We start from the raw sequence: 12,999 nt of genomic DNA, 5'->3' as shown, positions 1-12,999 counted from the left end.
CTGCTTCACAGGGGCTTCGCGAAGCACCTGCTCAAGTCGTGGAAGCGGTAGTGGCCGAACTTGGCGCAGGGCTCGTAGCCGCTGGACGTGTAGAGGGCGATCGCCTCCGGCTGCTTCGTGCCCGTCTCCAGGACCATGCGGGTACGGCCGGCCGCGCGGGCGTCGTCCTCCAAGGCTGAGAGGATGCGACGGGCGAGACCGTTGCCGCGGGCCTCTTCGATCACGTACATGCGCTTGATCTCCGCGTCGCCGTCCGAGTAGCCCTCGTCGTTCGCGTCTTGGGAGCGCCAACCGCCCGTGGCCACCGGCCGGTCCTGCGCGTCGTACGCGATGAGATACAGGCCGAGCGGCGGCTCGAACATCGACGGATCGAGGGGAGTTACGTCACCCTCGTCGTCGTAACGCACGGCGTACTCGGCCTGGACCTGGTCGTTCAGCTTGACGGCGTCAGGGTGGTCGAAGGGGACGCGGCGTATATTCATGCCGAGTATCGTACTTCTATGCGCTACGGGGTGGCGACCCATTTTCCCACGGGCCGCCCTGCCGTGGGCCGCGGCCGACTCGAGGGGTGCGATCGGCCCGCAAAAGCCAAACACCGGGCTGCTGCCTCGTGCCGCCGCCACGACCGGCCGGGCGCACGCGCCGGTTTGCCTCACCCGAAGCGAGTACGGGGCGCTCGCGCAGTAACCTACGTTCCCTGTTGCGTAGGAGAGTGCTGTGCTGACTGTGACCTCTGTGAATGTGAACGGGCTTCGGGCCGCCGCGAAGAAGGGCTTCGTGGAGTGGCTCGCGGGCACCTCCGCCGATGTGCTGTGCCTCCAGGAGGTGCGCGCCGAGCCGCCGCAGTTGCCCGAGGGCATTCGGCAGCCGGACGGCTGGCATGTCGTGCACGCGCCCGCCGCCGCCAAGGGGCGTGCGGGGGTGTCCGTCTATACGCGGCGTGAGCCCGACCGCATCCAAGTCGGCTTCGGATCCGCCGAGTTCGACGGCAGCGGACGGTACGTCGAGGTCGATCTGCCCGGCGTCACGGTCGCCTCCCTCTACTTGCCCTCCGGCGAGGTCGGGACCGAGCGGCAAGACGAGAAGATCCGGTTCATGGGGGAGTTCCTCGCCTATCTGAAGGCGCTCAAGGAGCGTGCCGCCGCCGGCGGTCGCGAGGTCGTCGTCTGCGGTGACTGGAATATCGCCCACCAGGAGGCGGACCTCAAGAACTGGCGCGGCAACAGGAAGAACTCCGGGTTCCTGCCGGAGGAGCGCGAGTGGCTCACGACGGTCTTCGACGAGACGGAGGGCGGGTACGTGGATGTCGTACGGGCCCTGCATCCAGACGTCGAAGGGCCGTACACGTGGTGGTCCTACCGTGGGCGCGCTTTCGATAATGACACTGGTTGGCGCATCGACTACCAGGTCACGACGCCGGGGCTCGCGGCCAAGGCTGTCAAGGGGTACGTGGAGCGGGCGGCCACGCATGCGGAGCGGTGGTCGGACCACGCGCCCGTGACCGTCGTCTACAACCTCTAGGACCCCGAGGGCCGTTGCTCAGCCTCCCGCACGCGCCGGTCCAGCGCCATCGACAGCTCCGCCTCCACCACGCTCTTCGCGAGCGGCCGCAAGCGCTCCAGGTCGGCCGGAGAGGCGCCCCGCGTGAGGGCCAGGCCGGTGAACAACTCGGCCAGGGCGTCCGCGTGTTCGCGTACGCGGCGACCGGTCCGTAGGACCTCCGCGAGGGGGATGCCCTCGCGTACCAGGGCCGCCGAGACGTCCAGCAGGCGGCGGCTGATGTGGACGAGGTCGGTGCCGTCTGTGGCGAGGTAGCCGAGGTCCAGGGCGGCGGCGAGGTTTTCGGAGGTGGCCTGGTCGCCGAAGGCGTCGGCGAGTTCCTCGGGGGAGAGGCGGACCGGGATCTCCTCGGTGGGGGCGCCGAGGCCCAGCAGTTCGCCGACGTCGCGGCCGTTGTCGAAGGCTTCGGCCAGTTCGGCGATGCCGCTGAGGGTGTGGCCGCGTTCCAGGAGGGCCGAGATCGTGCGGAGGCGGGCCAGGTGGTCGTCGTCGTACCAGGCGATGCGGCCCTCGCGGCGGGGTGGCGGAAGCAGCTTGCGCTCGCGGTAGAAGCGCAGGGTGCGCACCGTGATGCCGGCCTCTTTGGCCAGCTCCTCCATGCGGTACTCCCGCTTGCCGGGCTCCGGCTTTCCCGGCCCGGAGGTCCCCTGTCCGGAGCTCGCCTGTCCCCGCTTTCCCGATCCCTCAGCCACGCAATCAGCCTATGCCTATGTTGTACCGCCAGTAACTTCTTCGGTTCCGGGCCTACCCAGGAGTGTGGCGTTCCCCTTACTCTCCCCATTGCGCCAGTGTTCACTGGCATGGTCGCACGGGGCAGGGCGAGGATGGACCAGGGAGGCGTAGGGATGGCCGAGCGCGAAGATGCGGATGTGCGGCATGTGCGCGTGGCGGTGGTGGGGTCCGGGTTCGGTGGGCTCGGGGCCGCCGTGCGGCTGCGGCGGGAGGGGATCACCGACTTCGTCGTACTCGAGCGGGCCGGCAGCGTCGGCGGCACCTGGCGGGACAACAGCTATCCCGGCTGCGCCTGCGACGTACCGTCCCACCTGTACTCGTTCTCCTTCGCCCCCAACCCCGACTGGCCGCGCGCCTTTTCGGGGCAGGAGCACATCCGCGCGTACCTGGAACATGTGACGGATGTCTTCCGGCTCCGTCCCCACCTCCGCCTCAACTCCGAGGTGAAGAAGATGACTTGGGACGGCGAACGGCTGCGCTGGGAGATCGAGACCAGCAGCGGCAACCTCACCGCCGATGTCGTCGTCTCCGCCACCGGGCCGCTCTCCGAGCCCCGGATCCCGGACATCCCCGGGCTCGACACCTTCCCCGGCAAGGTCTTCCACTCGGCCCGCTGGGACCACGACTACGACCTCCGCGGCAAGCGGGTCGCATTCGTCGGTACGGGCGCCTCCGCAGCCCAGATCGTGCCCGCGATCCAGCCCAGGATTTCCCATCTCACCCTGTTCCAGCGCACCCCGCCGTGGGTGCTGCCTCGCGTCGACCGGGCGATCAGCGGCGCCGAGCGCTTCGTGCACCGGCAGTTGCCGTTCACCGCTAAGGCCCGGCGCGGATTGCTGTGGGGCATCCGGGAGTTGCAGGTTCAGGCGTTCACCAAGCACCCGGGCGAGCTCGGCCTGGTCGAGCAGCTCGCGAAGCTGCACATGGCCCGCGCCATCAAGGACCCCGCTCTGCGGGCCAAGTTGACCCCCGACTACCGCATCGGCTGCAAACGCATCCTGCTCTCCAGCGACTACTACCCGGCGCTCGCCCGGCCCAATGTGGACGTCGTCGCCTCCGGGCTCGCGGAGATCCAGGGCAGCACCGTCGTCGCCGCCGACGGCAGCCGCACCGAGGCCGACGCGATCGTCTTCGGTACGGGCTTCCATGTCACCGACCTGCCGATCGCCGAGCGCGTCGTGGGCGCGGACGGCCGCACCCTCGCCGAGGCCTGGGAGAACGGCATGCAGTCGCTGCGCGGTGCGAGCGCCGCCGGATTCCCCAACTGGATGTCGATCATCGGCCCGAACACGGGTCTCGGGAACAACTCCATGATCCTGATGATCGAGTCCCAGCTGAACTACATGGCCGACTATCTGCGGCAGTTGGACGTCCTCGGCGGACCGGTCGCCCTGGACGCCCGCCCGGGCGCCGTCAGCGCCTGGAACGACCGGGTTCAGGAGCGCATGAAGCGCACGGTGTGGAGCACGGGCGGCTGCACCAGCTGGTATCTCGACGCGAACGGCCGCAACACGACCATCTGGCCCGGTACGACGGCGGAGTTCCGCAGGGCGACACGACGCGTCAACCTGGGGGAGTACGAAGTACTCCGGGAGCCCCGGACCCGTACCGACGACATCCGAGGCGAGCAGGACGACATCCGAGGCGAGCAGAAGGTGGAGGCCGGCGCGTGAGCCGACTGACGCATGTGAAGAGTGGTCCCTACTCCCCGCCCGTCCCCGTAAGGGAGTTGACCGCGGTCTCCGCCGACGGCGCCCGGCTGCACGTAGAGGTGCACGGACCCGAAAACGGGCCCGCCGTGGTGCTCGTACACGGCTGGACCTGCTCGACCGCCTACTGGGCCGCGCAGGTACGGGACCTCGCCGCCGACCACCGGGTCATCGCGTACGACCAGCGCGGACACGGCCGCAGTCCCGCGCACACCACGTGCACCACGGAGGCGCTCGCCGACGACCTGGAGGCCGTGCTCGCGGCCACCCTCGAGTCGGGCGAGAAGGCCGTGATCGTGGGGCACTCCATGGGCGGGATGACGGTGATCGCCGCCTCCGGGCGGGAGCGGCTGCGGGACCATGCGGCGGCCGTACTGCTGTGCAGTACGGGCAGTTCGCGGCTGGTCACCGAGTCGCTGGTGGTGCCGCTGCGGGCAGGACGGCTGCGGTTCTGGCTCACCCGGCGCATCCTGGGGGCGCGAGCGCCGCTCGGGCCGGTCACGCCGATCGCCCGGCGGATCCTCAAGTACGCGACGATGGGCCCCGGTTCGGCGCCCGAGATGGTGGAGGCGTGTGCGCGTATCGTGCACGCGTGTCCGCGCCGGGTGCGGCACGCCTGGTCGTACGTACTGGACGCACTCGAACTCGACCACGCCGTACGGGAGTTGACCATGCCGACGGCCGTCATCGTGGGCACGGCCGACCGGATGACTCCCGCGGTCCACGCGCGCGCGATGGCCGCCGCGCTGCCCGACTGCGCCGGACTCACCGAGCTGCCCGGGATCGGGCACATGACCCCCATCGAGGCGCCCGAGCTGGTCAACGGGCGGATCCGGGAACTCGCGGCCGCCTATGTGCGGGCCGGGTTGAAGGAGGGCGCATGAGGAGCGGGAGCGGGACAAGCCTGGAAGGGCAGGTCGCCGTCGTCACCGGAGCGGCGCGAGGCGTCGGCGAACTCCTCGCCCGCAAGCTCTCCGCGCGCGGTGCGAAGGTCGCGCTGGTCGGCCTTGAGCCGGACGAGCTGAAGCGGGTCGCCGGGCGGCTGCACACCGAGGGCGGCCACTGGTACGCCGACGTCACCGACCACGAAGCGATGGTCCAGGTCGCGGCCGAGGTCGAGGAACGGTTCGGGAAGGTCGACATCGTCGTCGCCAACGCGGGCGTCGCGACCGGCGGGACCTTCGCCGGCTCCGACCCCGAGGCCTGGCGCCGCGTCATCGAGGTCAACCTCATCGGCTCCGCGGTGACCGCCCGCGCCTTCCTGCCCGCCCTGCTCGCGAGCCGCGGCTATCTGCTGCAGATCGCCTCGCTCGCCGCGCTCACACCCGCGCCGATGATGACCGCGTACTGCGCCTCCAAGGCGGGCGTCGAGGCGTACGCGCACAGCCTGCGCACGGAGGTCGGCCACAAGGGCGTACGAGTCGGGGTCGGTTATCTGTCGTGGACCGACACCGACATGGTGCGCGGGGCCGATCAGGACGACGTGATGCGGGAGTTGAGGCAGCGGATGCCGTGGCCGGCCGGCAAGACCTATCCGCTGGGGCCCTCCGTCGACCGGATCGTGGCCGGGATCGAGCGGCGGTCGAGTCATGTGTACGGGCAGTGGTGGCTGCGGGGCGTGCAGGGTGTACGGGGCTATCTGCCAGGGCTCGTTGCGACGGTGGGGCGGCGGGAGATGCGGCGGTTCGAGCCGCGGCTCGGGAAGATCCGTACGGGGCTTGTCGGTGCGGGTGGGGCGGCTGATGAGGCGGCGCGCGATGCGGGGCACGATGCGGTGCGTAACCGAACGTAACTGACCGAAATGCGCGCTTTGTCGGTCCATGTGAATCTGAGTGAGGCCCCATCCCCTCACCCAGTACGGGAGTGAATCTCATGGGCATGAAGGACGAGTTCCAGGACAAGGCCGAGAAGCTTCAGCAGAACGCGAAGGGCAAGACGAGTGGCCGCGGGGAGAGTGAGCGTGGCCGGATGACGCCGGAGGAGCGGGAGCGTCGGTCACGGATGACTCCGGAGGAGCGGGAGCGGACTCAGCATGAGGAGGCTGCTCGGCGGCGGCGTCAGCAGGAACAGGATCCGACGCGGCGGGCGCAGCAGGAGGAGCAGGATCGGCTCGATCAGGACTACGACATCTGAGTCGGGCTGACTCGGTAGGGGTGCCCTCTCTTTGGGGAGGGCGCCCCTTGCGTTTGCTGTCGCTGGGCCGTGCTAAGCCGTTGCCCGGTGCTGTTGGCTGTGCCCACCCGTTCCGCCCTGCGGAACGATTGCCCACAGCGGTGCGGGACGATTGCCCACAGCGCGTGCGGCGCGCGGTCACCTCGGTGGGAGGTTTGGGCGGCTGCGGTCCGGAATGTGGTGGTGGTCCGGGGGAGTTGCCGCCGGATGGTCCGTCAGTAGGTTCAGGGCCAAGTGCACGGCGTCGGCCAACTGGGCGTGGCGGCCCTCTGCCCAGTCCAGGGGGGTGCGGAGTATGGGCAAGTCCGGGCTTACGCCGTGGTTTTCTACCGACCAGCCGTATGCGTCGAACCATGCCGCGTTCATGGGGACCGTGATGGTTGTGCCGTCGCCTAGGCGGTGGCGGCCGGTCATGCCTACTACGCCGCCCCAGGTGCGTTGGCCTACCACCGGGCCGAGTTTGAGGAGTTTGAAGGCGGCTGTGATCATGTCGCCGTCCGAGGACGTCGATTCGTCGGCGAGGGCGACGACCGGGCCGCGCGGGGCGTTGGAGGTGTACGACACCGGCTGGGCGTTACGCGTTACGTCCCAGCCCAGGATCGTGCGGGTGAGCTTCTCTACGACCAGCTCGCTGATGTGGCCGCCGGCGTTGCCGCGTACGTCGACGATCAGGGCGGGACGGGACATCTCCATGCGCAGGTCGCGGTTGAACTGGGCCCAGCCCGAGCCGCCCATGTCCGGGATGTGCAGGTAGCCGCACTTGCCGTGGCTCAACTCCCGTACGACCTCCCTGCGTTTGGCCACCCAGTCCTGGTAGCGCAGCGGCCGCTCGTCGATCAACGGGACCACAGCGACCCGGCGCGCATGCCCTTCGCCGTCCGCCGACGCGAACGTCAGCTCCACCGTCGTACCGCCCGCCCCCGCGAGCAGCGGATACGGGCCGGCGACCGGATCGACCGGCCGTCCGTCGACGTGGGTGAGTACGGCGCCCTCGCGGATGCCCGTACCGGCCAGCGGTGAACGGGCCCTGGAGTCGGACGACTCGCCGGGCAGGATGCGACGGATCGCCCAACTTCCGTCCTTGTGAAGGAAGTTGGCGCCCAGCAGGCCCTGTGCGCGCTGGTAGTGCGGCGGCCCTTCGTTGCGGCGCGCGGCAGTGACGTACGCATGGGAGGTGCCCAGCTCGCCCAGGACCTCGCGCAGCAGATCCGCGAACTCGTCGGGGGAGGCGACCCGTTCGACCAGCGGCCGGTACTGGTCGAGGACCGCGTCCCAGTCGATGCCGCACATCTTCGGCTCCCAGAAGTACGCGCGGATCAGGCGGCCCGCCTCCTCGTACGACTGGCGCCACTCGGCGGCCGGGTCGACGTGGTGCACGATGCGCCGCGAGTCGATCCACACGGTCGTGTCGAGGTCGCCGGACTCGGTGGAGGGGACGGCCCGCAGATCGCCCTCGTCGACGACGACGAGCCGCGAGCCGTCGCCGCTGACCGCGAACCAGTCGAGGTGGTCGACGAGTTCGGACTTCTTCGCCTTGCTGATGTTGAAGTACTCCAGCGTGGGCCGCCCGGAGGTGTCGGCCGGGTTGACGAAGGTCTCGCCGAGCGCGCCGGAGATCGGCCAGCGCAGCCAGACCAGGCCGCCGCCCTCGACCGGGTACAGCGCCGAGTACTTGGAGGCGGGCACCGGGAACGGCGTTACGCGATTCGCCAAGCCTTCGGTCTCGACCGTGACCGCGGCGCCGTCGCCGGTTTCGTCCTCCACCACATCCAGGCCGCCCGCGGCCGGGCGTCCCTCGGGGGTCAGTGCGAAGGGGGAGGGTGTCGCGGACGACAACGGAACGATGTACGGGCGGCAGCCCAGCGGGAAGGACAGATCGCCGGTGTGCACGTCGTACACCGGGTCGAAGCCGCGCCAGGACAGGAACGCGAGGAAGCGGCCGTCCCGCGTGAACACCGGTCCCTCGTCCTCGAAGCGGCCGTTGGTGACGTCCACGATCGTGTGTACTGGCCGGCCTTCGGCTCTCGGCCCTTCGATGCGCGCGATCTTGATCTGGCGCAGGGACCGGCCTATGCCCGGGTGCGACCAGGTCAGCCAGGCGCCGTCGGGGGAGAAGGCAAGGTCGCGCACGGGCCCGTTGATGGACTGGATCAGCTCGGTGACCTCGCCGACCTCGCCGCCTTCCGGCTTCTCGGTCGCGTCGATGAGCAGCAGCCGCCCGTCGTTGGACGCGATTGCGAGCCGTTCGCCCTGCGGATCCGAGACGAGTTCCAGTACGCGGCCAAGGCGGCCGGAGGCGAGTCGGCGCGGTGCGCCGGTGCCGGTCGCGCGCGGCAGGTATGCGATCTCGACCGCGTCCTCGCCCTCCGCGTCCGTCACATACGCCAGCCGCCCGCTCGAGCCGAGCATCTCCGGCAGCCGTACGCGTACGCCCGGAGTGTCCGCGATGGTGCGCGCCGGGCCGTCGCGGTGGGTGAGCCAGTACAGGCTGCCACGTACGACGACGGCGCTGGCCCGGCCCGTCTCGTCCACGGAGATCCCGTCGACGTGCAGACCGGCCGGTACTTGGTACGGGCGGCGCCCGGCCCGCGGTCCGCCGAGGCGCACCTCGAGGCGGCGGGGTGCCGAGTCGGCGGACAGGTCGTCGACGATCCACACCTCGCCCGCGCACTGGTAGACGACGCGGGTGCCGTCGCTGGCGGCGTGGCGGGCGTAGAAGGCGTCGTGGTCGGTGTGGCGGCGCAGGTCGGAGCCGTCGTGCAGGCAGGAGTAGAGGTTGCCGACGCCCTCGTGGTCGGAGAGGAACGCGATGCGGTCGCCGACGAACATGGGCGCGTCCAGGTGCCCGTCGAGGTCGTCGAGGATGCGCTGCCCGTGTACCCAGAGGCGTCCGGTGGCGCCGCCGCGGTAGCGCTTCCAGGAGGCGGGCTCGTGCGGGGGTGTGCCGGTGAGCAGCAGTGTTTTGTGCTCGCCGGCGACGTCGGCGACCGCGATATGCGAGACCGGGCCCCAGGGGAGCTTGCCGCCGGGGTCGCCGGTGACCGGGAGCTTGTAGGCCCAGGTGTAGTGGGCGAAGGGCTCGCCGTGTGAGGCGACGGCGAGGATGTCGCCATCGGGGTTCCAGCCGCAGACGCGGGTGTCGGGGCTGCCCCAGTAGGTGAGGCGCTTGGCGGGGCCGCCGTCGACCGGGGCGAGGTGGATCTCCGGGTCGAGGCTGCGCCAGGTCGTGTACGCGATGTGGCGGCCGTCGGGTGAGAAGCGCGGGTGGCCGACCTTCGTACGGTCGACGGTGAGGCGCCAGGCTCGGCCGGGGCCGTTGAGGGGGGCGACCCAGAGGTCGTCCTCGGCGACGAAGCACAGGCGCTCGCCGCTTAGGTGGGGGTAGCGGAGGTAGCCGGGGGCGGGTTGGTTCTTGTGCTTGTCGCTCACCTACTCATGCTTTGTCGGGGGAGGGGGCGCGGCAACTTGTGGGTGGGTTTCTTTCCCCAGTCCCGCCCCTTCCCGAAGCTGGGGCTGCGCCCCAGGCCCCCGCCAGGCGGTGGTGGGTGACACTGCGTGTCGCGGCTGCGGGGCGCGTTGTGGTTGCTCGCGCAGTTCCCCGCGCCCCTGACGGGGCCTGCTGTGAGCCGGGACACGTACGAAACGGTTTCGTTTCGTACGTGCGGCGGGGTATCGTCATAGGCGTACGAAACCGTTTCGTTCGGAACGCGGTCTGTAGGCCTGCATGCGTGGGTCTGTAGCCTGGCGCTCCGGACGTGGGAGCAGGAGAGGTGAGTGGGATGGCTGAAGCCGCGACGGTGCGCCGCAGTCGGATCACGCCCGAGCGGGAGGCCGAGCTGTACGGGGCCGTGCTCGACCTGCTCCGGGAAGTCGGCTACGACGCCCTGACCATGGACGCCGTGGCCGCCCGCACCCGGTCCAGCAAGGCGACGCTCTACCGCCAGTGGGGCGGCAAGGCCGAGCTGGTGGCCAAGGCGCTCCGGCATCACAAGCGGATCGACCCGGCCGAGATCGACACCGGTTCCCTGCGGGGCGACTTCCACGCCATGGCGGTGCGTGAGGACGACTGCTCCATGGAGCAGGACACCGCGCTGATGCGGAGCCTGGTCATGGCGGTCCACAACAGCCCCGAACTCCTTCAGGAGTTCAGGGAATGGCTCATCGAGCCCGAGATGGCCGAGATCAACAAGGTGCTGCAGCGTGCCGTCGAACGGGGTGAGATCCGTGCGGACAACCCCGCGATCGAATACGTGCTGCACATGATGCTCGGCGCCTTCGTCGCCCGGAACCTGATCGACGGACTGCCGCCGACCCAGGAGTTCCTCCTTTCGTACGTCAACGCCGTGGTCCTCCCCGCCCTCGGCGCCTGACGCTCAATCAGCACAACCAGCTCAACCACCTTCCAGAGTCACCCACTTGCACCTGACGTCACCGCTCTCGTCGTCGGGCTGATGACCCCTGCCCTGTTCCACCCCACGACCTGACCGGGAGTACTCCCTCGTGGCTACCTTCCTCTATAAACTCGGCCGACTCGCCTTCCGGCGACGGCACTTCGTCGCCCTGATATGGGTGGCGCTGCTGACGCTCGCGGGTGTCGGCGCCGCCAGTGCCCCGGTGGCGGGGTCGAGTTCCTTCTCGATCCCCGGGACCGAGGCGCAGAAGACCTTCGACCTGCTGGAGGAGCGCTTCCCCGGCATGAGCGCCGACGGAGCGACCGCGAGGGTCGTCTTCGAGGCGCCCGGCGGCCAGAAGATGACGGACGCGGACCACAAGGCGGCCGTCCAGGACACCGTCAAGGAGCTGGGCAAAGGCTCCGAGGTCGTCTCCGTCACCGACCCGTACGTGACCAAGTCCCTCAGCAAGGACGGGACCACCGCGTACGCGCAGGTGTCGTACAAGGTCCCCGGCATGGAGCTCGAGGACTCCTCGAAGGACGCCCTGGAGGGGGCCGCGCAGGACGCGCGGGACACCGGGCTGACCGTGGAGATCGGCGGTGACGCGCTCCAGGCGGTCCCGCACACCGGGACCACCGAGATCATCGGTATCGCGGTCGCCGCGGTCGTCCTCGTCATCACCTTCGGCTCGCTGGTCGCGGCCGGGCTGCCGCTGCTGACCGCGCTGATCGGGGTGGGCATCGGCGTCGCGTCCATCACGGCACTCGCGGACGCACTCGACCTCGGCACCACCACCTCCACGCTCGCGATGATGATCGGCCTCGCCGTCGGTATCGACTACGCGCTGTTCATCGTCTCCCGCTACCGGGCCGAGCTGGCGCAGGGCAGGGAGCGCGAGGAGGCGGCCGGACGGGCCGTCGGCACGGCGGGCTCCGCGGTGGTGTTCGCCGGACTCACCGTGGTGATCGCCCTCGTCGGCCTGGCCGTCGTCAACATCCCGATGCTGACCAAGATGGGCATCGCGGCCGCGGGCACCGTCGCCATCGCCGTACTCATCGCCCTCACCATGGTCCCGGCGCTGCTCGGTTACGCGGGCCGCAAGGTCAGGCCCGCGGGGGAGAAGGGCAAGCTGCTGGGCGGCGGCCGGGCCGCCAGGAAGGCCGAGGAGCGGGCTGCCGCGGGTGCCGAGCCCAAGCCGAACGTGGGGACCCGCTGGGCTCGCTTCGTCGTCCGCCGGCCGATCGCCGTACTCCTCTTCAGTGTCGTGGGGCTCGGCGTGGCCGCCGTCCCGGTCGGACAGCTGGAGCTGGGCCTGCCGGACGACGGTTCGCAGCCGACGTCGACGACACAGCGCAAGGCGTACGACACGCTCTCCGAGGGCTTCGGTCCCGGCTTCAACGGTCCGCTGATGGTCGTGTACGACGGGAAGTCCAGCGACGACCCGAAGGGCGACGCCACCGCGGCGACCGACAAGATCAAGGGGCTGGACGGCGTCGCGTCCGTGACTCCGGCGCAGTTCAACAAGGCCGGCGACACCGCGACGATCACCGTGATCCCGGACTCGAAGCCGTCCTCGGTGCAGACCGAGGACCTGGTGCACGCCATCCGTGACACGGACGGCGCCGTCAAGTCGGGCACCGACGGGAACGTACTGGTCACCGGTACGACGGCAATGAACATCGACGTCTCGCAGAAGCTCAACGACGCGCTGGTCCCGTACCTGGCGCTGGTGGTCGGCCTGGCGTTCCTGCTCCTGATCGTGGTCTTCCGCTCGATCCTGGTCCCGCTGAAGGCGGCCCTCGGCTTCCTGCTCTCGGTACTGGCCGCGCTCGGCGCCGTCGTCGCGGTCTTCCAGTGGGGCTGGCTGTCCGGCCTGCTGGGCGTCGAGGAGACCGGCCCGATCATGTCGATGATGCCGATCTTCATGGTCGGCGTGGTCTTCGGCCTGGCAATGGACTACGAGGTCTTCCTCGTGACCCGCATGCGCGAGGCCCACGTCCACGGCGAAAGCCCCGACCAGACGATCGTGACCGGCTTCGAACACGGCGCCCGCGTCGTCACCGCCGCCGCGATCATCATGATGGCCGTCTTCGCCGGCTTCATCGGCTCCAGCGAGTCGATGGTCAAGATGATCGGCTTCGGCCTGGCGATAGCGGTCTTCTTCGACGCCTTCGTAGTCCGCATGGCGATCGTCCCCGCGGTCCTGGCCTTGCTGGGCAAGAAGGCCTGGTGGCTCCCGAAGTGGCTGGACCGCGCCCTCCCGAACGTCGATGTCGAGGGCGAGGGCCTCCGCACCCTCGACAAGGACGGCCCGAAGGACACGGACGAGGACAGGGAGTTGGTACGGGTCTGAGGCTGCGGCTTTGAAGCTACGGTCCTGAGGCCTGACCTCTACGGACAGGGCGCCCCACGTGTTGGTGGGGCGCCCTGTT

General features: G+C 69.8%; 10 protein-coding genes. 7 read left to right on the top strand and 3 right to left on the bottom strand.

Annotation, left to right across the window (positions count from 1 at the left end; translation table 11 throughout):
* Positions 1-5: 5 nt before the first annotated feature.
* Positions 6-482, bottom strand: coding sequence for a GNAT family N-acetyltransferase (locus ACQEVY_RS18420; RefSeq protein WP_432949802.1), 477 nt, complete (start codon positions 480-482; stop codon positions 6-8).
* A gap of 244 nt (positions 483-726) precedes the next feature.
* Between ACQEVY_RS18420 and ACQEVY_RS18415 the strand changes: the two genes are divergently transcribed.
* Positions 727-1,521, top strand: coding sequence for an exodeoxyribonuclease III (locus ACQEVY_RS18415; RefSeq protein WP_432955291.1), 795 nt, complete (start codon positions 727-729; stop codon positions 1,519-1,521).
* Here ACQEVY_RS18415 and ACQEVY_RS18410 read toward each other — a convergent pair.
* Positions 1,518-2,159, bottom strand: coding sequence for a MerR family transcriptional regulator (locus tag ACQEVY_RS18410; RefSeq protein WP_432955289.1), 642 nt, complete (start codon positions 2,157-2,159; stop codon positions 1,518-1,520). The two genes, ACQEVY_RS18415 and ACQEVY_RS18410, sit on opposite strands and share 4 nt — an antisense overlap.
* 246 nt (positions 2,160-2,405) lie before the next feature.
* On the opposite strand from ACQEVY_RS18410, the gene ACQEVY_RS18405 reads away from it, so the two are divergent.
* From ACQEVY_RS18405 to ACQEVY_RS18390, 4 genes are all read left to right on the top strand, one after another.
* Positions 2,406-3,965 carry a flavin-containing monooxygenase gene (locus ACQEVY_RS18405; protein WP_432949800.1) on the top strand — a complete coding sequence of 520 codons (1,560 nt, stop codon included), beginning with the start codon at positions 2,406-2,408 and terminating at the stop codon, positions 3,963-3,965.
* Positions 3,962-4,885, top strand: a complete 924-nt coding sequence (locus ACQEVY_RS18400) for an alpha/beta fold hydrolase (protein WP_432949798.1) — start codon at positions 3,962-3,964, stop codon at positions 4,883-4,885. Before ACQEVY_RS18405 ends, ACQEVY_RS18400 begins: the two co-directional genes overlap by 4 nt.
* On the top strand, positions 4,882-5,793 hold the full coding sequence (locus ACQEVY_RS18395; protein ID WP_432949796.1) for an SDR family oxidoreductase: 912 nt from the start codon (positions 4,882-4,884) through the stop codon (positions 5,791-5,793). The genes ACQEVY_RS18400 and ACQEVY_RS18395 overlap by 4 nt, the downstream gene beginning before the upstream one ends.
* Positions 5,794-5,873: 80 nt before the next feature.
* Positions 5,874-6,134, top strand: coding sequence for a hypothetical protein (locus ACQEVY_RS18390; RefSeq protein ID WP_432949794.1), 261 nt, complete (start codon positions 5,874-5,876; stop codon positions 6,132-6,134).
* A 177-nt stretch (positions 6,135-6,311) separates the two neighbouring features.
* On the opposite strand, the gene ACQEVY_RS18385 is transcribed toward ACQEVY_RS18390, so the two are convergent.
* Entirely contained in the window at positions 6,312-9,602 is a 3,291-nt protein-coding gene (locus ACQEVY_RS18385) for a S41 family peptidase (protein WP_432949792.1), read from the bottom strand.
* 350 nt (positions 9,603-9,952) lie between these two features.
* On the opposite strand from ACQEVY_RS18385, the gene ACQEVY_RS18380 reads away from it, so the two are divergent.
* Entirely contained in the window at positions 9,953-10,543 is a 591-nt protein-coding gene (locus ACQEVY_RS18380) for a TetR/AcrR family transcriptional regulator (RefSeq protein ID WP_328769342.1), read from the top strand.
* A 130-nt stretch (positions 10,544-10,673) separates the two neighbouring features.
* Positions 10,674-12,920 (top strand): MMPL family transporter, encoded by a 2,247-nt coding sequence (locus ACQEVY_RS18375; protein WP_432949789.1) that lies wholly within the window; start codon positions 10,674-10,676, stop codon positions 12,918-12,920.
* The last annotated feature ends 79 nt before the right edge of the window (positions 12,921-12,999 follow it).

Source organism: Streptomyces sp. CA-288835 (assembly GCF_050936385.1).
Classification (GTDB): Bacteria; Actinomycetota; Actinomycetes; order Streptomycetales; family Streptomycetaceae; genus Streptomyces.
The sequence above is the reverse complement of the archived record's forward strand: the minus strand, read 5'-3'. Positions and strand labels throughout refer to the sequence as shown.